Source organism: Streptomyces sp. SS8 (genome assembly GCF_054072955.1).
In genome coordinates this window covers 130,034-154,599 of record NZ_JBSVCZ010000015.1, presented here as the reverse complement: position 1 = coordinate 154,599, position 24,566 = coordinate 130,034, and the positions used below count along the sequence as shown (strand labels likewise).

Annotated in this window: 22 protein-coding genes; 9 read left to right on the top strand and 13 right to left on the bottom strand. The window is 75.7% G+C overall.

What is annotated here, in order from left to right; all coding sequences use genetic code 11:
- Positions 1 to 795: 795 nt before the first annotated feature.
- Both ACW69E_RS16615 and ACW69E_RS16610 read right to left on the bottom strand, forming a co-directional pair.
- Positions 796 to 2,463 carry an amidohydrolase gene (locus ACW69E_RS16615; protein ID WP_457499023.1) on the bottom strand — a complete coding sequence of 556 codons (1,668 nt, stop codon included), beginning with the start codon at positions 2,461 to 2,463 and terminating at the stop codon, positions 796 to 798.
- Positions 2,464 to 2,531: 68 nt separating this feature from the next.
- A complete protein-coding gene (locus tag ACW69E_RS16610) occupies positions 2,532 to 2,972 on the bottom strand; it encodes an Lrp/AsnC family transcriptional regulator (RefSeq protein ID WP_457499022.1) in 441 nt (146 codons plus the stop codon).
- Positions 2,973 to 3,177: 205 nt separating this feature from the next.
- On the opposite strand from ACW69E_RS16610, the gene ACW69E_RS16605 reads away from it, so the two are divergent.
- Positions 3,178 to 3,579, top strand: coding sequence for a hypothetical protein (locus tag ACW69E_RS16605; protein WP_457499021.1), 402 nt, complete (start codon positions 3,178 to 3,180; stop codon positions 3,577 to 3,579).
- A gap of 141 nt (positions 3,580 to 3,720) precedes the next feature.
- Here ACW69E_RS16605 and ACW69E_RS16600 read toward each other — a convergent pair whose 3' ends face one another.
- On the bottom strand, positions 3,721 to 4,893 hold the full coding sequence (locus ACW69E_RS16600; RefSeq protein ID WP_457499020.1) for an acyl-CoA dehydrogenase family protein: 1,173 nt from the start codon (positions 4,891 to 4,893) through the stop codon (positions 3,721 to 3,723).
- A gap of 229 nt (positions 4,894 to 5,122) precedes the next feature.
- Between ACW69E_RS16600 and ACW69E_RS16595 the strand changes: the two genes are divergently transcribed.
- Positions 5,123 to 6,859 (top strand): bifunctional 3'-5' exonuclease/DNA polymerase, encoded by a 1,737-nt coding sequence (locus ACW69E_RS16595; protein ID WP_457499019.1) that lies wholly within the window; start codon positions 5,123 to 5,125, stop codon positions 6,857 to 6,859.
- Between the two features lie 58 nt (positions 6,860 to 6,917).
- Here ACW69E_RS16595 and ACW69E_RS16590 read toward each other — a convergent pair whose 3' ends face one another.
- A complete protein-coding gene (locus ACW69E_RS16590) occupies positions 6,918 to 7,793 on the bottom strand; it encodes an alpha/beta fold hydrolase (protein WP_457499018.1) in 876 nt (291 codons plus the stop codon).
- 214 nt (positions 7,794 to 8,007) lie between these two features.
- Here ACW69E_RS16590 and ACW69E_RS16585 point away from each other — a divergent pair, with 214 nt between their 5' ends.
- The 4 genes from ACW69E_RS16585 to ACW69E_RS16570 all read left to right on the top strand — a co-directional run bounded on the left by ACW69E_RS16585 (position 8,008) and on the right by ACW69E_RS16570 (position 11,724).
- Complete coding sequence (locus ACW69E_RS16585; RefSeq protein WP_457499017.1) at positions 8,008 to 9,174, top strand: S1 family peptidase; 1,167 nt, start codon at positions 8,008 to 8,010, stop codon at positions 9,172 to 9,174.
- 285 nt (positions 9,175 to 9,459) lie between these two features.
- Positions 9,460 to 9,663 carry a cold-shock protein gene (locus ACW69E_RS16580; RefSeq protein ID WP_093656524.1) on the top strand — a complete coding sequence of 68 codons (204 nt, stop codon included), beginning with the start codon at positions 9,460 to 9,462 and terminating at the stop codon, positions 9,661 to 9,663.
- A gap of 270 nt (positions 9,664 to 9,933) precedes the next feature.
- Complete coding sequence (locus ACW69E_RS16575; RefSeq protein WP_457499016.1) at positions 9,934 to 11,460, top strand: DEAD/DEAH box helicase; 1,527 nt, start codon at positions 9,934 to 9,936, stop codon at positions 11,458 to 11,460.
- 114 nt (positions 11,461 to 11,574) lie between these two features.
- Complete coding sequence (locus ACW69E_RS16570) at positions 11,575 to 11,724, top strand: DUF2795 domain-containing protein (protein WP_457499015.1); 150 nt, start codon at positions 11,575 to 11,577, stop codon at positions 11,722 to 11,724.
- 109 nt (positions 11,725 to 11,833) lie between these two features.
- Here the strand turns inward: ACW69E_RS16570 and ACW69E_RS16565 are convergent, their stop codons facing one another.
- The 3 genes from ACW69E_RS16565 to ACW69E_RS16555 form a co-directional block, all read right to left on the bottom strand.
- Positions 11,834 to 12,040 carry a hypothetical protein gene (locus tag ACW69E_RS16565; protein WP_457499014.1) on the bottom strand — a complete coding sequence of 69 codons (207 nt, stop codon included), beginning with the start codon at positions 12,038 to 12,040 and terminating at the stop codon, positions 11,834 to 11,836.
- Between the two features lie 134 nt (positions 12,041 to 12,174).
- Positions 12,175 to 13,107, bottom strand: a complete 933-nt coding sequence (locus ACW69E_RS16560; protein WP_457499029.1) for a phosphorothioated DNA-binding restriction endonuclease — start codon at positions 13,105 to 13,107, stop codon at positions 12,175 to 12,177.
- A 78-nt stretch (positions 13,108 to 13,185) separates the two neighbouring features.
- Positions 13,186 to 13,581: a DUF1330 domain-containing protein gene (locus ACW69E_RS16555; protein WP_457499013.1), complete on the bottom strand. Its 396-nt coding sequence runs from the start codon at positions 13,579 to 13,581 to the stop codon at positions 13,186 to 13,188.
- Positions 13,582 to 13,854: 273 nt separating this feature from the next.
- On the opposite strand from ACW69E_RS16555, the gene ACW69E_RS16550 reads away from it, so the two are divergent.
- From ACW69E_RS16550 to ACW69E_RS16540, 3 genes are all read left to right on the top strand, one after another.
- Positions 13,855 to 14,154 (top strand): hypothetical protein, encoded by a 300-nt coding sequence (locus ACW69E_RS16550; protein WP_457499012.1) that lies wholly within the window; start codon positions 13,855 to 13,857, stop codon positions 14,152 to 14,154.
- Positions 14,154 to 14,891, top strand: coding sequence for a peptidoglycan-binding protein (locus ACW69E_RS16545; protein WP_457499011.1), 738 nt, complete (start codon positions 14,154 to 14,156; stop codon positions 14,889 to 14,891). The genes ACW69E_RS16550 and ACW69E_RS16545 overlap by 1 nt, the downstream gene beginning before the upstream one ends.
- A 268-nt stretch (positions 14,892 to 15,159) precedes the next feature.
- On the top strand, positions 15,160 to 16,164 hold the full coding sequence (locus ACW69E_RS16540) for a 2-hydroxyacid dehydrogenase (RefSeq protein ID WP_457499028.1): 1,005 nt from the start codon (positions 15,160 to 15,162) through the stop codon (positions 16,162 to 16,164).
- A 78-nt stretch (positions 16,165 to 16,242) separates the two neighbouring features.
- Here ACW69E_RS16540 and ACW69E_RS16535 read toward each other — a convergent pair whose 3' ends face one another.
- From ACW69E_RS16535 to ppdK, 6 genes are all read right to left on the bottom strand, one after another.
- Entirely contained in the window at positions 16,243 to 18,960 is a 2,718-nt protein-coding gene (locus ACW69E_RS16535; RefSeq protein ID WP_457499010.1) for a cation-translocating P-type ATPase, read from the bottom strand.
- 90 nt (positions 18,961 to 19,050) lie between these two features.
- Entirely contained in the window at positions 19,051 to 19,431 is a 381-nt protein-coding gene (locus ACW69E_RS16530; RefSeq protein ID WP_279951376.1) for a hypothetical protein, read from the bottom strand.
- Entirely contained in the window at positions 19,428 to 20,087 is a 660-nt protein-coding gene (locus ACW69E_RS16525; protein ID WP_457499009.1) for a DUF4389 domain-containing protein, read from the bottom strand. The genes ACW69E_RS16530 and ACW69E_RS16525 overlap by 4 nt, the downstream gene beginning before the upstream one ends.
- Before the next feature lie 47 nt (positions 20,088 to 20,134).
- Positions 20,135 to 20,656: a flavodoxin domain-containing protein gene (locus ACW69E_RS16520; protein ID WP_457499008.1), complete on the bottom strand. Its 522-nt coding sequence runs from the start codon at positions 20,654 to 20,656 to the stop codon at positions 20,135 to 20,137.
- A complete protein-coding gene (locus ACW69E_RS16515) occupies positions 20,653 to 21,615 on the bottom strand; it encodes a universal stress protein (RefSeq protein WP_457499007.1) in 963 nt (320 codons plus the stop codon). The genes ACW69E_RS16520 and ACW69E_RS16515 overlap by 4 nt, the downstream gene beginning before the upstream one ends.
- Before the next feature lie 190 nt (positions 21,616 to 21,805).
- Positions 21,806 to 24,460 (bottom strand): pyruvate, phosphate dikinase, encoded by a 2,655-nt coding sequence (ppdK, locus tag ACW69E_RS16510; protein WP_457499006.1) that lies wholly within the window; start codon positions 24,458 to 24,460, stop codon positions 21,806 to 21,808.
- Between the last annotated feature and the right edge of the window lie 106 nt (positions 24,461 to 24,566).

Genomic DNA, 24,566 nt, shown 5'->3' with positions numbered 1-24,566 from the left:
CCGATATCACCCCTCTGCCCCACCCCCCCGCTCTCCCGATCGGGCGCGGCCGGGGCCCGGCCGGGGCGGGGGCGGGGGCTTCACCGGCCTCCCCGGCTCCCCCGGCGGCGGCGCGTGCCGGGGCGCCGGCCGGGACGGTCGTACGGCGGTGCTGCGGCTCGTCCGGAAGGTCGGCGGCCGCGCCGCCGGTCTCGGCTTCGGCGGTGGTCTCGGGGCCCGATGGCACGGTCGCGGCCTTTCTCGCAGGTCGTGCGGTGACGAGCCCGACCGTACAACGCCCGGGGGCTTCCGCGGGGGCGGGGTGGGGACGCGGGGGCTCCGCACGGGGGCGGGGCAGGCGGCCCCGCGCGGCCGGTGGGCGGGAGGGGCGGTGCGGAAGAGGGCAGGGGCGTCCTCGGGATCGGGGCCCGGCGCCCTTCGGGCCGACCTGGGACCCGCTGGCTGCGGATCGGCCGAAAGTCGTTGTCTACTGAGCCTCCGGGCCCCCACCCGGGTCGCACCGCCGACCGGCCGGGATCGCTCCGTCCCCGTGCCGCGGACGCTGGATCTGGCTCCCGGCCGTACGCCGGTGCGACGCACCGCCCATGACCCAGCTCGCTCGACGACTGTGCGCGGAGGATCCCCCGGTCGGATGTCCTGTGGTGGACCCGGCAGAACCTACCCGCCGACCGCCGCGGCCTGTCAACACCCCCACGACCTGCGGCGTTTCCTCAAAGCAGCAGGTCAGTGCGGAGAGAGCCGCCCCGGGAGGGCAGACCTGGGAGGGCATCGTTCGGCGGTATGGCCCGCCCACCGTCACCCGTTCGGGTGTTCGTAGACCGTCCTTCCTCCGACGACCGTCCGCAGGCAGACGGGCAGCGGGCGGTCCGGGCCGAGGTCGGGCAGGCCCGGGGTGCCCGAACGCGGATCGGTGGACCAGGCGGCGATCCGGCCGTCGGGCACCTGCACCACCAGGTCGCCGGTGCGCCACAGGGCGTAGTCGGCCGGGGCCCCGGGGACGAGGACGCCCGCGTCGTCGCGGCCGATCGCCCGCCAGCCGCCGCGGGTGTGGGCGGTGAAGGCGGCGCGGACGGAGATCCGGTGCTCGGGAGTGCGGTGGAAGGCGGCGGCGCGCAGGGTACCCCAGGGGTCGAGCGGGGTGACGGGGCTGTCGGAGCCGAGCGCCAGCGGCACACCGGCGCGCAGCAGGGCGGCGTACGGGTTGAGGGTGCGGGCGCGCTCGCGGCCCAGGCGCCGGGCGTACATGCCGTCCTCGCCGCCCCAGGCGGCGTCGAAGGCCGGCTGGACGGAGGCGGTCAGGGCCAGTTCGGCGAAGGCGGCGATGGTGGCCCCGGTCAGCATCTCGGCGTGCTCGACGCGGTGCCGGGCGGCCCGCACCCGCTCCAGACCGACCCGTTCGGCGGCCGCGCGCACCCCTTCGGTGACGGCGGTGAGGGCGGCGTCGCCGATGGCGTGGAAGCCGGCCTGGAGCCCGGCCTCGGTGCAGGCGGCGACGTGGGCGGCGACGGCGTCGGCGTCCAGGTGGCCGGTGCCGCGGTGGCCGGCGTCGGCGTAGGGCTCGTGCAGATGGGCGGTGTGGGAGCCCAGGGAGCCGTCGGCGAAGAGATCGCCCGCGGCACCGAGGGCGCCGAGCCCCCGCACCCGCCGCGCGCCCTCGGGGGAGGTGATGTGCTCGGCCCAGTAGCCGAAGACGCGGGGTCCGGGCTCGGCGGCGGCCAGTTCCAGCAGCCCGGTGAGGTCGTCCTCGCTCGAGATCTCCGGTCCCGCGCACTCGTGGAGGGTGCCGATGCCCCGGGAGGCCGCGTGGCGCAGGGCGGCGCGCTGGGCCTCGGTGCGCTGGGCGGGGGTGATGGAGGCATGGGCGACGGCGCGCACCGCGTGGTGGGCGTCGCCGGTCAGGGCGGCGCCGGGGGTGTAGCCGGGCAGCTCCGTGACACCGGGGGAGCCGGGGACGAGGTCGAGCAGTGCGGTGGTGGCCAGGGCCGAGTGGACGTCGACGCGGGTGAGGTAGAGCGGCCGCCGGCCGGCGGCCTCGTCGAGCTCGGCGCGGGAGGGGAGCCGCTGCCCGGGCCAGGCGGACGCGTCCCAGCCGTGGCCGAGCAGGATCCGGTCGCCGGGACGGGACCGGGCGTACTCCCGCACACGGTCCAGGAGCTCGGCCGGGGAGCGGACGCCGGCCAGGTCGAGGCCGGTGAGCGCCAGGCCGGTCGCGGTGGCGTGGACGTGGGAGTCGGTGAAGGCCGGGGTGACGAGCGCGCCGTCGAGGTGGACCACCTCGTCGACGCCGTCGGCGAAGGAGTCCGCGGCCCCTTCCGAGCCGACCCAGGCGATGCCGCCGCCCTCGACGACCATGGCGGTGGCGAAGGGATCGGCGGGGCTGTGGACCTCGCCTCCGCGCAGGAGGACGGTGCGGGGGCGGCCGGGGCGGTCAGGGCCGTCGAGGGGGGCCGTGCTGTCGCTCATGGCTGCCAGTCTCCCCCTCCCCCGCCGCTCCCGGCCGCCGGGGTCGCCCGTACGCGGCGCGGAGGCCCTCACACGCGGGGCGGCCGGGCCTCGTAGGGGGTGGACAGCACGACGGTGGTGCGGGTGGAGACCCCGGCCAGGGAGCGGATGCGCGCCAGCAGGTGCTCCAGCTCGACGGGGGCCGCGACCCGGACCTTGAGGATGTAGTTCTCGTCGCCCGCGACGCTGTGGCACGCCTCGATCTCGGGCACCTCGGCGAGCCGGTCGGCGATGTCGTCCGGGGCGCTGGGGTCGAACGGCTTGACCGAGATGAAGGCGGTCATGGGCAGCCCGACGGCCTCGGGGTCGACTACGGCCGCGTAGCCGCGGATGACACCGCGCTGCTCCAGCCTGCGGACGCGCTGGTGCACCGCCGAGGTCGACAGGCCGGTGGCCCTGCCCAGGTCGGTGTAGCTCATCCGCCCGTCCCTGACGAGCAATTCCACGATGCGACGATCCAGCTCCTCCACGACAGGCAACCTACTGCGCCGGGCGCACCACGGCACACCGTTCGGCCCGTCGGCGCCCCCGGGGCGCGGGCATGTGACGAACGCCACACCCGTGCTCCCGTGTCCGGGAGGGTGCGGAGATTACGGATGGGCAACGGAGGGAAATGCTTGCTGTGGCCGGGACACCCTCGATCGGACACCCGGCAGCCCGTCCAAGGGGGATTGCATGCGCAAGGTGAAGTCGCTCCACGCCGGTCACCCGGACACCGAGGCCCAGGAGGAGAGAACCGAGGCCTACGAGAACCACGAGACCTACGAGATCTTCCGGGTGGTCTGCCCGGACTGCGCGCGGCCGATAGCCCTGCTGGCGGACGAGGAGACGCTCCCCGAGCACGCCCTGTGCCCGACTCCGTGGAACCCGTTCGGCCTGACGGTGTGCCAGGGCTCGGGGCGTCCGGTGGAGGACGCCGGGCCCGAGGGCCCGGAGCACGAGACCCGCGAGCAGGACGCCGCCACGCTGCTGACGCTGCCCGAGGGGCTGCACTGGCGGATGCAGCCCTTCTCCCACGCCGGCGGCCCGGGTACGCACCCGATGCGCGTTCCGCACGGGCGGCACCCGCGCCACTGACGGCGTACGCCGCCCCGGCCGGAAGCGCCGTGAGCCCGAAGAGACACCGCACGCCCGGACACCGCCGGGCACGGACGCACCGGCGGTCCGGCCGGCGGTCCGCGCCCGGGCCTCTCCCGGCGGCGCGGACCGCCGTCGCGCTCAGCGGCTCTCGGGGCCGGCCAGGTGGCGGGCGATGACCACCCGCTGGATCTGGTTGGTGCCCTCGACGATCTGCAGCACCTTGGCCTCCCGCATCAGGCGCTCGGCCGGGTAGTCGCGGGTGTAGCCGTAGCCGCCCAGCAACTGGACGGCGTCGGTGGTGGCCTTCATGGCCGTGTCCGTGCAGAACAGCTTGGCCATCGCGGCCTGCCGGGCGAAGGGCTCCCCCGCGTCGCGCAGCCGGGCCGCGGCCAGGTACAGGGCGCGGCCGGCCTCGATCTGGGTGGCCATGTCGGCCAGCATGAACCGCACGCCCTGGAAGTCGGAGACGGGACGCCCGAACTGCTCGCGCCCGGCGGTGTGGGCCAGCGCCTCGTCGAGGGCCGCCTGGGCGATCCCGATCGCACAGGCGGCGATGCCGAGCCGGCCGGAGTTGAGGGCGTCCAGGGCGATGGCGAAGCCCTGCCCCTCCTCGCCGATCCGGCGGCTGTCGGGGACACGGACCCCGTCGAAGTGGACCTGGGCCGTCGGCGACCCGCCCATCCCCATCTTGCGCTCGGGGGTGGCGGCGCTGAGTCCCTCGGCGTCGCCCGGGACGAGGAAGGCGGTGATGCCACGCGGGCCCTCTCCCCCGGTGCGGGCCATGACGGTGTAGAAGTCGGCGATGCCGCCGTGGGTGATCCACGCCTTGGTGCCGTCGAGCACCCAGTCGTCGCCGTCGCGGACGGCGCGGGTGCGCATCGCGGCGGCGTCGGAGCCGGAGGAGGGCTCGGACAGGCAGTACGCGCCCAGCAGCCCGCCGGTGAACATCGCCGGAAGGTGCTCGGCGCACTGCTCCTTGGAGCCGTAGTGGGCGAGCGCGTGGCAGGCGAGGGTGTGGACGCTGACGCCCAGGCCCACGGTGAGCCGGGCCGCGGCCAGCTCCTCCAGGACCTGCAGGTACACCTCGTAGGGCTGCTCGCCGCCGCCGAACTCCTCGCCGTAGGGCAGTGAGAGCAGGCCGGACTCCGACAGCAGGGCGAAGGTCTCGCGGGGGAAGCGGCCGCTCTCCTCCTCCTCGGCCGCGACCGGACGGATCTCGCGCTGGGCGAGTTCACGCACCAGGGTGAGGAGGTCACGGGCCTCCTCGGTGGGCATCCGGCGTTCCACCGGCTGGGTGCCGTACTCGGTCATCGCGGCGCTCTCCTCCCTGTCGGGGGCTGCGGCGGCGGGCGCTCGGGGTGGGGCGCCGCCACCGGGAAGTGGTGGTACCGGCCGATGTCGCCCCTCGGGTCGCGAGAGTGGCTGACCAGCGGCTGTGGCGATTGGAGTATGCCCGATCGGCGGTCCGGCGTCACCGCGGGACGGAGACCGCTGTGGGGATCGCCGCCGGTTGTCGGTCCCCGCTGTCAAACTCCACCGTATGCGGGACGGCCACGGCCCCGGGCGAAGGGGCGGACGGGAAGGGGAGGGCGCGGTGCGCTGGGCGGTGGCGGTGACCGCCGAGGGCACGGCCCTGCTGTGCCCGCTGGACGGGCGGGGACGCGCGGCGGGCCCGGTGGAGGCCGAGCCGGACGTGGCGCGGGCCGTGGCGGAGCGCACCGCCTCCGGCTCGGTCACCCGGTGGGTGTGGCGGTCGACGGCGCAGGTGTACCCGCGGCTGCTGGAGGCCGGGGTGCGGGTGGAGCGGTGCCACGACACGGAGGCGTGCGAGGCGCTGCTGCTGGGCCACGAGGGCCGGTGGGGCGAGCCGCGTTCGCTGGCGGCGGCCTGGGCGCGGCTGCACCGGGCCCCGGTGCCGGAGGACCCGCCGCTGCCCGCGGCCGACCAGCAGCCCTCGCTGTTCGCGCCGGGCCCGGTGCCGCTGCCGCCGGGTGCGGACCCGCTCGCCGCCCTGCTGGAGGTGTACGCCGACCAGCTGCGGCGGGTGGAGGCGGCCGGGCACCCGGAGCGGATGCGGCTGCTGCTGGCGGCGGAGTCCGCGGGGACGCTGGTGGCGGCGGAGATGAACCGCGCGGGGGTGCCCTGGCGGGCGGACGTCCACCGGGAGCTGCTGCGGGAGCTGCTGGGCGAGAGCTATCCGGGCGGCGAGCCGGTGCGGCTGGCCCAGCTGGCCGAGGAGGTCTCGCGCGCCTTCGGGCCGGGGGTGCGGGTGCGGCCCGATCTGCCGGCGGACGTGGTCAGGGCGTTCGCGCGGGACGGGATCCGGCTGTCCTCGACCCGGGCGTGGGAGCTGCGGAAGGTCGACCACCCGGCCGTCGCCCCGCTGCTGCGCCACAAGACGCTGTACCGGCTGCACACCGCGCACGGCCGGTCCTGGCTGCGCACCTGGGTGCGCGACGGCCGCTTCCGTCCCGAGTACGTGCCCGGCGGCTCGGTCACGGGCCGCTGGACGAGCAACGGCGGGGGCGCGCTGCAGATCCCCAAGGTGGTGCGGCGCGCGGTGGTGGCCGATCCGGGGTGGCGGCTGGTGGTCGCCGACGCCGACCAGATGGAGCCCAGGGTGCTGGCCGCCGTCTCCCGCGACCGAGGCCTGATGGAGGTGGCCGGCAGCGGCCGGGACATGTACTCGGTGCTGTCGGACCGGGCGTTCGGCGGCGACCGGGACCGGGCCAAGCTGGCCCTGCTGGGCGCGGTGTACGGGCAGACCTCGGGGGACGGCCTGCGGCACCTGGCGGATCTGCGGCGCCGCTACCCGGCGGCGGTGGCGTACGTGGACGAGGCGGCGCGGGCCGGCGAGGAGGGCCGGCTGGTGCGCACCTGGCTGGGGCGCACCTGTCCGCCCGCGGCCGCCCGGGAGGCGGACTTCGGGGACGGCGGGGTCGGCCCGCCGGATGCGGGTGCGGAGGGTCCGGCGGGCGGCGGCGCGGCCCGGGCCCGCGGGCGGTTCACCCGCAACTTCGTGGTGCAGGGCAGCGGGGCCGACTGGATGCTGCTGGTGCTGGCCTCCCTGCGGCAGTCCCTGGCCGGGATGCGCGCCGAGCTGGTGTTCTTCCAGCACGACGAGGTGATCGTGCACTGCCCCGAGCGGGAGGCGGAGGCGGTGGTGGGGGCCGTCCGGGCGGCGGGCGAGCGGGCGGGCCTCGCGGTCTTCGGCGAGACCCCGGTGCGCTTCCCGTTCACCACGGCCGTGGTGGAGTGCTACGCGGACGCCAAGTGAGCCGGGCCGAGCGGAAGCCGGGGCCCGGGCACCCGGACCGCCCGCGTCCGTTCCGGGCTCAGCCCGCCCGCACTCGTTCCGGGGCGAGGAAGGCGCGCAGCGCCCCGGCTAGCTGCTCGGGCGCCTCCTCGGCCATGTGGTGGCCGCTGTCGATCGTGCCGCAGGTGACGTCGTCCGCCCAGTCGCGCCAGATGCCGGGGATGTCCGGGTAGAGGTCGCCGAGGTCGTCCTTCTCCGACCACAGCACCAGCACCGGGCAGGCGACGCGGCGGCCCGCGGCCCGGTCGGCCTCCTCGTGGCGGCGGTCCACGGTCAGCCCGGCCCGGTAGTCCTCCAGCATCGCCCGCACGGTGGCCGGATTCCGGATGGCCGCCCGGTAGTCCTCCCACGCCTCCGCGCCCATCGCCTCCTTTGAGCCGCCGTACCAGGCGGCGGGGTCGGCGAGGATGGCGCGTTCGGGCTTGTCCGGGACGGCGAAGAAGAACCAGTGGTACCAGGCGCGGGCGAAGCGCTCGTCACAGCGGGCCAGGTGTTCGCTGATGGGGACGCAGTCGCCGACCGCGAGGCGGGTCACGGCCTGCGGCGCGTCCAGCGCGAGCCGGTGGGCGACGTAGGAGCCCCGGTCGTGGCCGAGGACGGCGAAGCGGTCGTGGCCCAGCCGCCGCATCAGCTCCAGGCAGTCGCGGGCCATGGCCCGTTTGGAGTACGGGGTGTGCTCGCGGTCGGTGGGCGGTTTGGAGGACTGGCCGTAGCCGCGCAGGTCGGGGCAGACGACGGTGTGGCCGTCGGCGAGCAGGGGCGCGACGCGGTGCCAGGTGGCGTGGGTGCGCGGATGGCCGTGGAGGAGCAGCACCGGGGGGCCCGAGCCGCCGTGGCGCACCCGCAGGACCGCCTCCCCCACGTCGATCCGCTCCAGCGTGAACCCCTCGAACACACCCGCTCCCTCCGCCGCCCGCTTCCCGGCTACCCGGCGTGGCGGCCGCCACGCCCGGTGGCGGAAGGCCCGCCCGCCCCCAGCATTGGTATGGACATGACCTCAGATCCCTTCTACGCTCTCCTGGACCAGACCTGAGAGCGCTCTCACGTCTCCGCTGTCCGACCCCACCTCGACCTCACCAGGTAGAGCCGACAGAAGGAGAACAACCGTCATGCGACGCAGGATCGGTGTGCGCGCGGGCCTGTCCGCGCTGCTCGCGCTGGGAGCCCTGACCGCCACGGGAGGCGGGCTCGCCTCCGCCTCCCCCGCCCCGGCCGAGCCCCGCGCCGGCGCACCCACCCAGGAACTGGTGGACGCCATGGAGCGCGACCTCGGGCTGACCGAGGGCCAGGCGCGGAAACGGCTGCGGCAGGAGGCGGCTGCCATGGAGGCCGCGCCCGGGGCCGAGCGGGCCGCGGGCGCCGCCTTCGCCGGCTCCTGGTTCGACGCCCGCACCGGCGAGCTCGTCGTCGGTGTGACCGCCCCCGGCAGAGCCGGCGCCGTACGGGCCGCAGGCGCCGAGGTGCGGGTGGTCGAGCACAGCGCGAAGGAACTGGACGCGGCCAAGGAGCGGATCGACGCCCGGGCCGAGCGCGAGGCCGCCCCGGAGGGGGTGAGCGGCTGGTACGTCGACCCCCGGGCCAACAGCGTGGTGGTCGAACTCGTGGAGGGCGCCGGGGACGACGCCGCCGTGCGCGGCTTCCTGGCCGCCGCGCGGAAGACCGGTCCCGTCGAGGTGCGCGAGAGCGCCGGGGAGGCGCCGCGCACCTTCGCCGCCGGCGTCGTCGGCGGCGACCCGTACTACACCGGCAGCGCCCGCTGCTCCATCGGCTTCTCCGTGCACGGCGGCTTCGTCACCGCCGGGCACTGCGGGCCGGCCGGAGCGTCGGTGCGCGGCTGGGACGGCTCCCAGATGGGCACCTTCGCGGGCTCCTCCTTCCCCGGCAACGACTACGCCTTCGTGCGGACCGGTCACGGCTGGTGGACCGTCCCGGTGGTGCTGGGCTGGGGGACGGTGCCCGACGTCCTGGTGCGCGGCTCGGCCGAGGCCCCGGTCGGCGCCTCGATCTGCCGCTCCGGCTCCACGACCCGCTGGCACTGCGGCCAGGTGCTGGCGAAGAACGAGACGGTCAACTACAGCCAGGGCGCCGTCCACCAGATGACCAAGACCAGCGTCTGCGCCGAGCCCGGCGACTCCGGCGGCTCGTTCGTCAGCGGCGACCAGGCCCAGGGCGTGACCTCGGGCGGCTGGGGCAACTGCTCCGGTGGCGGCCAGACGTGGTTCCAGCCGGTCAACGAGATCCTGTCGGTGTACGGCCTGACGCTGCACACCGCCTGACACCGCCCACACCCCCCGTACGCCGCGCCCGGGGGTGCGCGGAATGGAGGCCGCCCGGCCGGACGCCGGGCGGCCTCCGGCCGTCCTCCCGCCCACCGGGGCGGATCTGTGTTACGGTGGACCACGTTGCAGTTTTGGTACCCATGAACTTTGTGCGCGCCTGACGGTTTGTAACCTTCAGGCGCCTTTGTTTTTCCGGCTCTTCCGGCGGGGTCTCATTGCGGCGACACGGAGGTCCGCGCAGTGCGGATCTCCTGCTCTGCCCCTATCTGGAGGAGAAAAAGTATGGCTACTGGCACCGTGAAGTGGTTCAACGCGGAAAAGGGTTTCGGTTTCATCCAGCAGGACGGCGGCGGCGCCGACGTCTTCGCGCACTACTCGAACATCGCCACCCAGGGCTTCCGCGAGCTCCACGAGGGCCAGAAGGTCACCTTCGACGTCACCCAGGGCCAGAAGGGCCCGCAGGCGGAGAACATCCTCCCCGCCTGATCCCGCCGCGTTCGGCGAACGCGACGCGCAGCACCACGAAAGCCGGGGCCCGCACCGCAGGGTGCGGGCCCCGGCTCGTGCCGCGTTCCGGCCCACGGCCGCGCCGCCGCACACCCCGGCCGTACGCCCCTCGCCGGGCCCGTCCGGCCGGCCCTCCCCGCGCAGCAGCGCGATCCGCTCTTTCACCGGCTCGTTCCCGCGACTCTCCGCCCGCTCACGCGCCGCGGAGCCTCCCCGGCACGCGCCGCCCCGAGGAAGGTCACACCCCGCGTGAACCAGAATTCCGGAACCCGTTCCACCCGCTCCTCCCGTCCCGCCCGCCGCCGCCCCTCCCGCTCCCAGGCCCCCGCGCGGATCCCCGCGCAGAAGACGGCCCCCGGCCGCGGGAGCGCCCCGCACCGGGATGAGCCCATGGCGCCGGCCGGCACCCCCGGTCTGCCCCCGGCCGCATCGTTCGCCGAGCTGGACATGCCCGCCCCGCTGCTGGAGGCCCTGGGCCGCGAGGGCGTCACCGCCCCGTTCCCCATCCAGGCGGCCACCCTGCCCGACTCGCTCGGCGGACGTGACGTCCTGGGCCGCGGCCAGACCGGTTCGGGCAAGACCCTGGCCTTCGGACTGGCCCTGCTCGCCCGCACCGCCGGGCACCGCGCCGAGTCGCGCCGCCCGCTGGCCCTGGTGCTCGTGCCCACCCGGGAACTGGCCCAGCAGGTCACCGACGCCCTCACCCCGTACGCGAAGGCCGTACGGCTGCGGACGGCCACGGTCGTGGGCGGTCTGTCCATCGGCCGCCAGGCCGCGGCTCTGCGGAACGGCGCCGAGGTGGTCGTCGCCACCCCCGGGCGGCTGAGGGACCTGGTCGAGCGCGGCGACTGCCGGCTGGACCAGGTGCGCACCACCGTGCTGGACGAGGCCGACCAGATGGCCGACATGGGCTTCCTCCCGCAGGTCACCGCCCTGCTGGACCAGGTGCGCCCGGACGGCCAGCGGATGCTGTTCTCCGCCACCCTGGACCGTGACGTGGATCGGCTGGTGCGGCGCTTCCTGTCCGACCCGGTGGTCCACTCCGTGGATCCCCCGGCGGGCGCCGTCACCACGATGGAGCACCACATCCTGCGGGTGAGCACCGACGACAAGAACGCCGTCGCCACGCGCATCGCCGCCCGCGACGGACGCGTGATCATGTTCGTGCACACCAAGCGCGCCGTGGACCGGCTGGTCAGAAGACTGCTGGCCAGCGGGGTGCGGGCCGGCGCGCTGCACGGAGGCAAGTCGCAGAACCAGCGCAACCGCACGCTGGAGCAGTTCAAGGACGGGCAGGCCACGGTCCTGGTGGCCACCAACGTCGCCGCCCGCGGCATCCACGTCGACAACCTCGACCTGGTCGTCAACGTCGATCCGCCCGCCGACCACAAGGACTACCTGCACCGCGGCGGCCGTACCGCACGGGCCGGCGAGTCCGGCAGCGTCGTGACCCTGGTCACCCCCGAGCAGCGCCGCGATGTCGACCGGATGGTGGCCGCCGCCGGTGTGTCGCCCAAGGTCACCCCGGTGCGCTCCACCGGTGAGGAACTCGTGCGGATCACCGGGGCGAAGGAGCCCTCCGGCGTCCCCGTGGTCCTCGTCGCGCCGCCCGCCGAGCGGCCCCAGCGGCCCCGGGGCGGTTCCTCCGGCCGGAGCGGCGCGTCCGGCCGGGGAGGCTCCTCCGGCCGGGGCGGTGCGTCCGGCTCCTCCCGCGGGCGCCGGGGCCGCCCGGCGCGGGGGCGGCGTACTCCGGGCGCGGCGAGCAGCACCTCCTGAACCGCTCCCGGCCGCCGGGGCACCCGGCGGCCGTACGGGCCGTGCGCCCCCCGCACAGGGGACCCGACGGCGAGGATCAACGACCCGATCGAGCCGCAGAAGGCCCTGGGCGGCGTGGACCACCCCGCCGACCGCGGGTCCCCGGTCAGGAACGGCAGGGAGAAGGGTGCCGAGAAGGAGGCCGTCGAGGAGCTCTCCTCACTGAAGAAGGACCGTTTCGACGGACCGGACGACGTGAGCGAGGCGGTCTTCGGCAAGGACTGATCCCCGCCCGCACATGCCCTCGGGGGCGCGGCCGCCGAGCGGTCGCGCCCCCGAGGGCATGTGCGGGCCGTTCGCGGGGCGGCCCGGCGGCGGTCCGGCCGGCTCGCGGCTAACCCCGCCCGCCCTCGCCCTTCTCGCCGGTGAGGTCCTCGCGGTCCACGCCGGCCTCGTTCATGGCGTCCTCGAGCTGCCGCCCGACGTTCCCGCGGTCCCTGTTGGCCTCCTCGGCCCGGCGGGCGGACTCCTGGCCCTGCTCGTCGAAGACGACCTGATCGGTCTTCTCGGTTTTCGGCCGGTTCTCCTCGGGGGTGGTCATGACGGCCTCCTCGGCTCCGTGGCGTACGCGGTCGTCCGCGACCGCCGTCGATCTCCTGTGCAGGAGGACGCCGTACCCGTTCAGGAGCGCCGCATGCGCGTCCGCGGCCCGCGCCCGCCGGTTCCCGCGGCGGTTCAGGCGGGGACCGCGCGGTCGCCGTGCTTGAAGACCTGGCGGTCGTGCCACTTCACGAAGACGGGGTCGACCGGCGGCAGTCCGGGACGGGGCCTGGCCAGCGGGGCGCCGTCGAGCGCCCCGACGGCGCGGCCCGCCGGGCCGCGGGCGGTGTAGCGGGGGGAGACGCGGATGCGCAGGTCCGGGGTGAGGCCGAGCGCCCCGAGGTCGAACAGCGCGTGGTGCAGGGCGCACAGCGCCAGCCCGTTGGACGGCTCGTCCGGGCCGTCCTGGCTGTGCCAGCGCACATGGGCCGCCTCCAGTCCGGCCGGGTGGCGGCCCAGCGCACCGTCGTAGCCGCACATCGCGCAGGCGCGGGCGTACGCGTGCAGCACCTGCCGGGTGAACTCCGGCCGGCGCGGGCGGCGCCTTCGCGCCCCGAGGGTGAGGGCGGTCTCCTCCACGGCCGTCAGGTCCAGTGCCGTCAGGTCCAGTCCGGCGTCGGCCCGGATGGCGGGTTCGAGGGCAGGGGTGAAGTGGAGGTCCAGCAGGAGCCGGGCGGCGGCGGCCAGGGTGACGGGGTCGGCCAGGAGACGCTCGACGGGCGCGTGCAGCCGTCCGGTCGCGCCCCGGGCGCGCAGCCAGGAGCCGCGTTCGGGGGCCGAGGTGGGTATGGGGCGGCCGTCGGCGTCCCGCAGGTCCCACAGGGTGCGCTCCAGGTGCACGAAAGGCATGGCGGCGCGGTCGGAGGACCGCGCGGGAGGGCCGTAGTCGTCGATCATGCGGCCGACCGGTTCCCCGGCCTCGCCGTAGGCCGCCGCCGTGCTGCCGGTGGCCGCGAGACGGCCCAGCAGCCACAGCAGCAGGAGCGGTTTGTGCGGTGCGCGCCGGCCTGCGACCGGGGCCCGCCTGAGCCCCGCCAGCGCGGACAGCAGTTCGTCCTTCGTCGCCACGTCCCTCGTCACGGCGGCCACGGTGCCATGTCCGGGCCGGACCGCGCCGGGGAACGCGTGGACGGGCCCGGCCGCTCGTCAGTCGCCTTCGGAGGAGGAGCCGCCGCGAGAGGCCCACGGGACGGTCGGCTGGAGCACGGCCTCGGTCAGCGCGCGGGTGCGCAGGGCGGTGACCTCCTGGTACTCGGGGTCGGCGACCATACGGCAGAACGCCTCCCGGCTGGGGTAGCGGACGAGCAGCACCGCGTCCCAGGCCTGCCCGTCCTCGGCGACCAGGGCCGTGGCGCCGTCGCCGGCGTAGAGCACCTCGGCGCCGTAGCGCTCCAGGAAGCGGTCCGCCAGGTGCCGCGCGTACTCCCCGTACGAGGCCCGGCCGTCCGGGGCGAAGCGCAGCAGGTTGAGCATGACGACCGGGCCGCCGGGGTCCTCGGCCAGCATGCGCTTGAGGTCGGCTCCCGTGGGGTCGATGGCCATGGGGTCTCCTTGCCGCCGTGTCGGCGCGTCGGTGAGCGGGCGTGCCGGTGTGCGGGCGTTGCGCCGGTGCACCGCCGGCGGGGTCGGCAGGAGCTTAGACGCCCCACCGCCCGTTGCATACCGTCTGGTCGGTCCGTGTTGGGGCCGTGCGGTTCACCGGTACGGGCGAGCCTGTACCGGACGCCGGGGGGTAGGCCCCTGTGCGCACTGAGGCGGACGGGTTCCCGTCCTCGTCCCACCCCCTCCCCACCCCCTCGGCGGCAGGAGATCCCCTTGTCCTCCACACCCTCCCCCAGACCGTCTCCCGGGCCGTCCTCCGGCCCCTCCCCCCGCCCGACCCGGCGCGGATTCCTGGGCCTGACCGGCGCCGCCGCGACGGCCGCGGCCGGTGCCGCCGCGCTGCCGCCCCTGGGCGCCTTCGGCGCCGGCGCCGCGGCCGGCGAGTACCGCCTCCCGGCGGTCACCCATCCCTACCACCCGGCCGCCCTCTACCCCGGGGACGCCGACGACGACGCCCCCGGCGAGCCCCTCAACGCCGGTGTGGAGTGCTGCCGGGAGGGGGTGGACGCCTGATGGCCGTCTTCGTCCCCCGATCCGAATGGGGCGCCCGGGCCCCCACCAACCGGCCCTCCCACATCACACCGGGCAACGGCGGCACCACCGTCCACCACGTCGGCGGCACCCGCACCGCCCGCTCCGACCACGGCGAGTGCGCCGGCCAGGTGCGCGGCATCCAAAGGCACCACATGGACGGCAACGGCTGGGCCGACATCGCCTACACCTATCTGGTGTGCGTCCACGGCCGCGTCTACGAAGGGCGCGGGCCGTGGGTGCGGACCGCCGCCAACGGCACAGACTCCGGCAACCGGGACTGGTACGCGGTGTGCGCGCTCACCGGCGGCTCCTCCTCCGACTACGACCCCGTCACCGAGGAACTCCTGGACGCCTTCCGCTGGTCGATCGCCAATCTGCGCGACATCGGCGGCGCGGGCCGCGGGATCAACCGGCACAGCGACCACCTGCCGACGTCCTGTCCGGGCCGGCTCTCCTCCTATGTGCGCGACGGCTCGCTGGAGCCCGCCTCCGGTCCCCCCGCCTGGCCCGGCGTCCACCTCAGCCATCCGCCGGCCACCGAGCACCCCGCCGTGGGGCTGTGGCAGCGGCGGATGCGCGAGCTCGGCTGGTCCCCCGGCACGGACGGGCGGTACGACGCGCGCTCCAAGGAGGTGTGCCAGCGCTTCCAGGCGCGGCACGGCCTGACGGTCGACGGTGTCGTCGGTCCGGAGACCTGGGAGGCGTGCTTCGGCTGACGCTCCGCCGGGAGCGGGCCGGTGCCCGGGCACCGGCCCGCTCCGGGCCTCCGGGCGGGGCCGGGTGGCCCGTTCGGCCCTGGGCCCGGGGCGGGAGTCCGCGGAAGGCTTGCGGGCAGCGTGTTCCACGGGGGCGCGGAACCCCGCGCCCCCGCCGGCCCCGCACGGCCGGCCGGACACGTGCACGCGCGCCGGGGCAGGGCGCAGGACGAGGGAGGAAACGGTGGAACGGACGGCACAGGGCACGGCCGGCAGGGCGAAGGAGGCGGTGGACGTCGTCGCCTACGGCGTCGTCGCCGACGAACGGCCCCTGCTGGAGAAGGCGTTCGACGGGCGGCACCGCCTGCGCTGCCTGGATCTGGTCCTGGACCGGGACACCGCCGCCACGGCCGCCGGGTGTGCGGTGGTGTGCAGCAGCGTCAACGACGTGCTGGACGAGGAGGTGCTGACCGCTCTCGCCGACGGCGGCACCAGGCTGGTCACCCAGCGCGCCACCGGCTACAACAACATCGACCTGGACGCCGCCCGGAAGCTGGGTCTGTCGGTGGCGCGGGTGTCGCACTACTCCCCGCACTCGGTGGCCGAGTTCGCCTGGGCGCTGGCCCTGGCGGTCAACCGACGGGTACCCCGCGCGGTGACCCGCACCCGCGACTTCGACTTCCGGCTCAACGGCCTGATGGGACGCGACTTCCACGGGCGCACCGCCGGGATCCTGGGCACCGGGAAGATCGGCGCGGCCTTCGCCCGTATCGCCGCGGGCTTCGGCATGCGCCTGCTCGGCTCCGACGTCGCGGAGAACCCCGAGTGCCTGGCCCTGGGCATGGAGTACGTCGACCGTGACCGGCTGTTCACCGAGTCCGATCTGATCAGCCTCCACCTGCCGCTGCTGCCCGACACCTACCACGTGGTCGACGGCGACGCCCTGCGCAGGATGAAGGACGACGCGATCCTGATCAACACCAGCCGGGGCGGTCTGATGGACGCCCACGCCCTGGTGGAGACCCTGCGCGAGGGCCGCCTGGACGGGGTGGGGCTGGACGTGTACGAGGAGGAGGCCGGAGTCTTCTTCTTCGACCGCTCGCTGGACGTGGTGACCGACGACACCCTCGCCCGGCTGATGACCTTCCGCAACGTCCTGGTCAGCTCCCACCAGGCGTACTTCACCCACGACGCGGTGGAGCAGATCGTCCGGGCCACCGCCGCCAACGTCGAGGACCACCTGGCCGGGCGCACGGGCGAGAACGTCCTCGTCCCCCCGCCCGTCCCGCGCTGACCGGGCCCCGGCCCGGTCCGGCCTGCGTACGGCCGCCGCGCCCGCCCGAGGGAGCGGCGGCCGTACGCGCGTGAGGCCTCAGGCCCGCGGCGGCCCGCCGGAGGCGGGAAGGCCGGCGGAGGTGGGGAAGCCGGCACCGGGAAAGGCGGCCGCCCCTCCCCCGGTGCCTCGCGTGAAGCGGCTCTCGAACCGGGCGGCGGCGAACCCGGCCGCACCGACGGCCGCGACGGCCGCCAGGGCGGACGCGTCCAGCGGCTCGGTACGGAGCAGCCCCTCCAGGAAGGGCACCGTGACGGTGGCCGCGCCCAGCACCACCGCGGCCAGTACCGCCGCCGGCAGGAAGGGGTTCTCCCGCGTCAGCAGCCGTTCCCGCAGCCCCAGCACGACGCCGAGCTGGGCCGCCAGCAGGGCCAGGAACAGCGTGGTCTGCCACGGCCGGCCGGTCTCGCGCGCCCACAGCGCCGCGGCCAGGGAGGCGGCCGTCACCAGCGCGGCCAGCCGCAGGATCCGCAGCCACAGCCCTTCGCCGAGCACATGCCGGCCGGGGGGCCGCGGCGGGCGGTGCATGGCGTCGGCGGAGACCGGCTCGGCCCCCATGGCCACGCCCGTCAGACCGTGGGTGAGCAGGTTGATCCACAGGATCTGGCCCGCCCGCAGCGGCACCGTCAGGCCGAGGAAGGGGCCGATCAGCATCACCAGGATCTCCGCCGCTCCCCCGGCCATGCCGTAGAGCAGGAAACGGCGGATGTTGTCGTAGACCCGCCGGCCCTCCTCCACCGCCGCGACCACCGTGCGCAGTTCGTCGTCGGCGAGCACCAGGTCGGCGGCCTGCCGGGCGACCTCGGTGCCCCGCCGTCCCATCGCCACCCCGATGTCGGCCTGCCGCAGCGCCGGGCCGTCGTTGACGCCGTCGCCGGTCATGGCGGTGACCGCGCCGCGTGCCCGCCAGGCCTGGACGATGTCCACCTTCTGCTGCGGGTCGGTGCGGGCGAACACCCGGACCGTGGACGGGTCGGCGACCCGCCCGGCGGCCAGCGCGCGGCCGGTGACCACCTCGGGCGGCTCGGTGGGCGCGGCCCCGTCGGTTCCGGCCGGGCCCGGGCCCCGGTCGAGGATGCCGAGCCGGGCGGCGATCGCGCGGGCGGTGGCCGGATGGTCCCCGGTGATCATCACCGGGGTGATGCCCGCCTCCCGGAAGGCTGCGACGGTGGCCCCGGCCACCTTCTTGGGCGGATCGCTCAGCGCCGCCAGCCCCAGCAGCCGCAGCCCGCTCTCGGCCTCCTCCCGGCGGCCGGGTTCCCCGCCGAGCGGGCCGGAGGCCACGGCCAGGACGCGGTAGCCCTCCGCCGACAGCGCGGCGGCCTCGCGGTGGGCGCGCTCCAGCCGCAGGGGCGTCTCGTCCAGGAGCGAACCGTTCAAAACCGCCTCGGGGGCGCCCTTGAGACACACCAGGCGCCCGCCGGAGGGCTCCCGGTGGACGGTGGTCATGCGCTTGCGCAGGCTGTCGAAGGGCACCTCGCCGATCCGGGGGTGGGCGCGCAGCACCCCGTCGCGGTCCAGGCCGGCCTTGGCGGCCGCGGCCAGCAGCGCCGCCTCGGTGGGGTCCCCGAGCGCACTCCAGCGCTCCTCGCCCTCGTGCGGGGGGCGCAGCGCGGCGTCGTTGCACAGCACGGCGGCGGTCAGCAGGGCCCGTACGGCCTGTGCCGCCGCGGGGGCGGGCGGCCCGCCGCCGCTGCCGCCGCTGCCACCGCCGTCGGACAGCATCTCGCCGGCCGGCTCGTACCCGCCGCCGGTGAGGCGGACGGTGCCCCGGGGCGTCCACACCCGCTCCACGACCATGCGCCCCTCGGTGAGGGTGCCGGTCTTGTCGGTGGCCAGCACGGTGACCGAGCCGAGGGTCTCCACCGCGGGCAGCCGCCGCACCAGCGCGTTGCGGGCGGCCATCCGCCGGGCGCCGAGGGCCAGGGCGAGGGTGACGACGGCGGGCAGCGACTCGGGGACCGCGGCCACGGCCAGGCTGATCGCGGTGACGGCCATCGTCTCCAGCGACTGGCCGCGGGCCAGGCCCAGCAGCAGCACCAGCAGGCACAGGGCCACCGTGACCGCGGCGAGCACCCGGCCCAGGCCGGCCAGGCGGCGCTGGAGCGGGGTGGGGTCGCGGCGGGGGTGCAGCAGGGCGGCGATGCGGCCCAGCGCGCTGTCCGCACCCGTGGCGGTGACCGACGCCACCGCCCGGCCGCGTACGACGACGGTGCCCGCCCGCAGGGCGCCGGCCTCCGGGCCACCGGCCCGGAGGTCCTTGTCCACGGGCACGGACTCGCCGGTCAGCGCGGACTCGTCCACCGCCAGCACCCAGGAGCGCAGCAGCCGCGCGTCCGCCGGGACGATGTCGCCCTCGCCGAGCAGGAGTACGTCGCCGGGCACCACCTCGGCCGAGGGCACCTCCCGTTCGACGCCGCCGCGCACCACCCGGGCCACGGGGGCGGACATGGCGGTCAGCGCCGCGATGGCGTTGTCGGCACGCACCTCCTGGGCCACTCCGACGCCCGTGTTGGCGACGATCACCAGGGCGATGACGGCCGTGTCGGCGTGATCCCCGGTCAGCAGCGTCAGCACCACCGCGCCGAGCAGGACCAGGATCAGCGGGTCGCGCAGCTGTGCGGCCACCCGTGCCCGCAGCGGTGTGCCCGGGGGCCGTCCCACCTCGTTGCGGCCTCCTTCCGCCAGCCGCCGGGCGGCCTCCTCCTCGGTGAGGCCGTCCGGGCGCGCGGCGGGAGGGGCGGGCGGGTCCTGCATGGTCTGCTCCGGTTGGTCACGGTGGATGCTCGGCGGCGCGTGCGGGCCCGGCCCGGACCGGATCGGATCGGCCCGGCAGTCCGGACCGGATCAGTACAGCGAGGCGGGCCAGGTCAGCGTCACGGCCAGGACGACGCCCGCGTCCAGCGCGATGCCCAGCAGCAGCCACGGGTTGAACCAGACCACCTTCAGCACCAGCCCGCCCGCCGCGGCCACCACGGCAGCGGGCGCCCACCAGCCGGCGTCCGCCAGCAGGGCCACGCCCGCGATGGCGTACAGCAGGGCCGTGACCGCGGCCAGGGCGGTCGCCGCGGCCCGGGATGTCTCCTCGGTCACATGGGCCGCGGCCAGTGCCCAGGAGTGGCCGGGTGCGAAGGGCGGGGGGTTGTCCGGGTCCGGCGGCGTGACCCAGACCCGGAAGTGCACCAGGGCGTGAGCGAGGAGGAAGATCACCACCAGGGCTCTGATCACGGCGCGGGCTCCGGTTCCCTGCCGCCCTGGTCCAGCCGGAAGGGTGGGTAGGCGTCCGTCATCAGCGCCGCGTAGACCGTCACCCGCAGCACCCAGCGGTTGAGCCCGACCAGCAGGTCGAACAGGCCCCTGGGGTAGGTGTCGGTGAAGGCCTTGGCGACGATCGCGAAGAACGCCAGGACGCCGATGAGCCCCGCGTAGGCGAACCACCACTCCTGGCCCCCGGAGCTCCCGGCGAGGAAGGCGACCACGATGTAGTGCGGGATCGCCAGCAGCCACCACTTCACCAGCACCAGGCCGCGCGAGAGCCGCCCGGGGTAGTCGATCTCCAGCCGCGCCGGGTAGTCCGGTTCCGGTCCCAGGCTGAAGGGCGGGTAGCGGTCGGTGGCGAACGCGCTGGTGGAGTAGAAGGCCACCCGCCAGCTCCAGCGCAGCACACCGGTGTTGAAGTCGAACAGCGGCCTGGGGTAGCGGGCGGTGAACAGGATCGCGAAGAACGCGATCACGGTCACCACGAAGAACGCGAACCACAGGAAGAACAGCACGACGAAGTGCGGGATCAGCAGGATCCACTTCACCAGCCACAGCCACCTCGACAGAGGCCGGTCCAGTTCCGCCTCCACCGTCACGGGCCGGCGGGCCCCGGTTGCCGCCATGGAGAACACGGTGATCAGCTCCTTCGTTCTCTGGTGTCCGCGGGCGCTCAGGGACTGCCGGGGGCCGGGTGCAGGGAGTTCGCGACGGTGTCGGCGAAGGCGTCGACCGCCTCCCAGTCGCGGTAGTCGCCGTAGCGCAGGCCCATCGCCCGGAAGATCGCGCGTCCGGCGCCGGGCAGGTGCTCCGGTGCGACGACCCCGGAGAACATGGCGTGCTCGCGGGGGGAGAGGTCGGCCAGGACCTCCTCGGTGACCTTCGGCTCCTCCTTGGCGGCCATGGGCTTCCACGGGCCGCGCAGGGCCGCGGGCATGCCGACGCTGAAGATCCACACCGGTCGGCCGGCCAGCAGCTCCCGGTGGGTGTGGACGAACCCGGTGGCCTCCGGCAGCCAGGCCATTCCGTGGACGGCGCTGCCCAGCACGTAGGCGTCGTAGCCGCCCGCGTCGCCCACCGCGTCCAGGGAGGCGGCCTCGGCCCCGACGCCCCGCTCGGCCAGCCGGGCCGCGATGCGCTCGGCGATCTCGCGGGTGGAGCCGTGGGCGCTGGCGTATCCCACCAGTACGGTCATGTCGCTTCCTCCTCACTGTGATTGCCACCGTGGCCTCCGCCCAGCTCCCCGCCGAGCGGGACCGGCACCACCAGCACCGGGCAGCGGGCGTGGTGGAGCAGGGAGTGCACCACCGGGCCCAGCCGCATCGCCAGCCGGCCGCGCCGCCGGTGGACGGCCACCACCACCACGTCCGCCGCCTCGCTGGCCTCGACCAGCGCGGGGGCGGCGGCGCCGTTGACGGCCCTGACCTCCGCGCGCACCCGCGGATAGCGGTCGCGGAACGGACCCAGCACCCCTTCGGCCGCGGTCGTCTCGGCGCGCGCGACCCGGGCGATGTCCTCGCGCCGCGGGCTGGTGGGCACCAGCGGCTCCCCGGGCGGTGCGAGGTGCCGGTAGACCCAGGCGTGCAGCGCCACCAGGCGCGCCTGCCGGGCGGCGGCCTCGCGGAAGGCCAGATCGACCGCGTCGGTGTCGGCCTCGTCCTCCACGCCCAGCAGCACGGTGTCGTGGGGGACGCGGCCGTGCTCCGGCGGCAGGTCGCCGCGCACCACCAGCAGCGGGCCGGCGGTGTGCGCGGCGACACGCAGGCCCACCGATCCCAGCAGCAGGCCGGTGAAGCCGCCCAGCCCCCGGGAGCCGATCACCGTGAGAGCGGCCCGGTGGCTCAGGCGCACCAGGGCGCCCGGGGCGTCCTCGTCCACGGCCGAGGCCACCACCTCCAGCCCCGGGGCCAGGCGCCGGGCGTGCCCGGCGGCCGACTCCGCCAGCGCCCGGGCGTCCTCGCGGGAGGGGGTGTGCGCCGCCGGTTCCGCCCCGGTCTGCGGGAGCGCGGCCCAGGGGCGGCCGTGCACGACCTCCAGCGGCACCCCGCGGCGCCGCGCCTCGGCCGCCGCCTGCTCCAGCGCCATCTCGGCGTGCCGGGAGCCGTCCACCCCGACGGCCACATGGCCCCGGGGTCCGGCTGTGTTGGAGTCCATGGTCGCTCCTCCCGTTCCGCCGCACGGCGCGGGCACCTCGCCCGCCTCGTTCCACCCTTACCGGAAAAGTCCTTTTCCGCCTGGGGTCGGCCGCCCTTCCGGTGGGCCGATCGGCCCCGGGCGCCGTACACCCGTCCGGGGCCGCTCCCGCCCGGCGCCCGTGCGGGCACCGGGCGGGAGCGGGCGGAGGTCATGCGGTCGTCGACCGCGCACGGCCGGGAGCCAGAGCCGCGCGGGCCGCCTCCAGACGGGCGACCGGCACCCGGAAGGGCGAGCAGGAGACGTAGTCCAGACCCGCCTGGTGGAAGAAGTGCACGGAGTCGGGATCGCCGCCGTGCTCGCCGCACACCCCCACCTTCAGCCCCGGCCGGGCGGCCCGCCCCTCCTCCACGGCGATCCGCACCAGCCGGCCCACACCCTGCCGGTCGAGCGTCTCGAACGGCGAGTCCCGCAGGATGCCCCGCTCCAGATAGGCGGAGAAGAACGACCCCTCCACGTCGTCGCGCGACAGCCCCCAGGTGGTCTGGGTCAGGTCGTTGGTGCCCAGGGAGAAGAACTCGGCCTCGGCCGCGATCCGGTCCGCGGTCAGCGCCGCCCTGGGCAGCTCGATCATCGTGCCGACCGGGCAGGTGACCTCCACTCCCGTCTCCCGGGAGACCTCGGCCAGTACGGCGTCCACCTCCTCGCGCACCAGCCGCAGCTCGTCGGAGGTGTCCACCAGCGGCACCATGATCTCCGCCCGCGGGTCGCCGCCGTCGCGCAGCCGCCGCGCCACGGCCTCGCCCACCGCCCGCACCTGCAGCGCGATCAGCCCCGGCACCACCAGGCCCAGCCGCACCCCGCGCAGCCCCAGCATCGGGTTGTGCTCGTGCATGCGCTCCACCACGCCCAGCAGCCGCACGTCGTGCGGGTCGGGCTCGCTCCCGGCCGCCCCGGCGGACGCCACCCGCACCGCCAGCTCGGTGTGGTCGGGCAGGAACTCGTGCAGCGGCGGGTCCAGCAGGCGGATGGTGACCGGCAGGCCGTCCATCGCCTCCAGCATGGCGGTGAAGTCCTCGCGCTGCGGCGGCAGCAGCGCCGCCAGCGCCTTCTCGCGCCCGGCGTCGTCCTCGGCCAGGATCATCGCCTCCACCAGCCGCCGCCGCTCGCCCAGGAACATGTGCTCGGTGCGGCACAGGCCGATGCCCCGCGCGCCGAAGCGGCGGGCGCGGGCGGCGTCCTCGGGCGTGTCGGCGTTGGCCCGCACTCCCAGACGGCGCGTGGCGTCGGCGTGCTCCATCAGCCGGGCCACCGCGTCGACCACGCCCGGGAGCCGCTGTCCGGTCTCGAAGTACCGCATCACCGGGGAGCCCACCAGAGGCAGCTCGCCCAGGTAGACGGCGCCGGCCGACCCGTCCACGGAGACCGTCTCGCCCTCGGCGACCACCGTGCCGCCCACGGTGAAACGGCGCGCGGCGGCGTCGATCTCCACGGCCTCCGCGCCGCACACGCACACCCGGCCCATGCCCCGGGCCACCACGGCCGCATGGCTGGTCTTGCCGCCCCGGCTGGTCAGGACCGCCTGGGCGGCCACCATCCCCGGCAGGTCGTCGGGCGTGGTCTCGCCGCGCACCAGCACCACCTTCTCCCCGGCCGCCGCCCGGCGGGCGGCCTCGGCCGAGTCGAAGACCACCGCCCCGAAGGCCGCGCCGGGGGACGCCGGCACCCCGCGGGCAAGCGGCTCACCGGCCCCGGCGGTGTCGAAGCTCGGGAACATCAGCCGGGCGAGCTGCTCGCCGCTCACCCGGTCCAGGGCCTCGTCCCAGCCGATCGTCCCCTCGTCCGCGAGCTGGGCGGCGATGCGGAAGGCCGCCTCGGCGGTGCGCTTGCCCACCCGGGTCTGGAGCATCCACAGCCTGCCGCGCTCGATGGTGAACTCGATGTCGCACAGATCCCGGTAGTGCCGTTCCAGCCGCTCCATGTACTCGCACAGCTGCGCGTAGCACTCGGGGTGCATGCGCTCCAGCTCGGCCAGCGGCACGGTGTTGCGCGCCCCGGAGACCACGTCCTCGCCCTGGGCGTCGGCCAGGTAGTCGCCGTAGATCCCCTGCAGCCCGGTGGCCGGGTCGCGGGTGAAGGCCACACCGGTGCCCGAGTCCGGGCCGGCGTTGCCGAAGACCATCGTCTGAACGTTGACGGCCGTGCCCAGGTCCTCGGGAATGCGCTCGCGGCGGCGGTAGACGCGGGCGCGCTCGGTGTTCCACGAGGAGAACACCGCGCGCACCGAGCGCCGCAGCTGCTCGGCCGGATCCTGGGGGAACTCCTCGCCCGTGCGCTCGCGCACGATGCGGCGGAAGTCCTCCACCAGCAGCCGCCGCTGCCCCGGGTCGGGCCGGCGGGCCAGCGCCTCGGCGAACAGGGCCCCGTCGATCCCCATCACCGTGGTGCCGAACATCTGGATCAGCCTCCGGTAGGAGTCCCAGGCGAAGTCCTCGTGCCCGGAGGTGCGGGCCAGCCCGTGCACGGAGGCGTCGTTCAGTCCGATGTCGAGGATCGTCTCCATCATCCCCGGCATGGAGTGGCGGGCGCCCGAGCGCACCGACAGCAGCAGCGGGTCGTCCGGGTCGCCCAGCCTCCGCCCGGCGGCCCGCTCCAGCGCCGCCAGGTGTCCGGCCACCTCCTCCGACAGCCCCTCGGGCTCGGCGCCGGTGGCCAGATAGGCCCGGCACGCCTCGGTGGTGACGGTGAAACCGGGCGGCACGGGCAGGCCGATACGGGTCATCTCGGCGAGATTGGCGCCCTTGCCCCCGAGCAGGTCGGCCTGCTCCCGGCCCCCCTCGGTGAAGTCCTGGACGTAGCGGACCATCTGTGGTGCCTCCTCAGCGGCTCGGCGCCCGCGCGGGCCTGCGCCCGGCGGCGGAGCACCTCGGCGGATGGGGGTCGCGGCCCCGGTGCGGGAGCCTGCCGCGAGG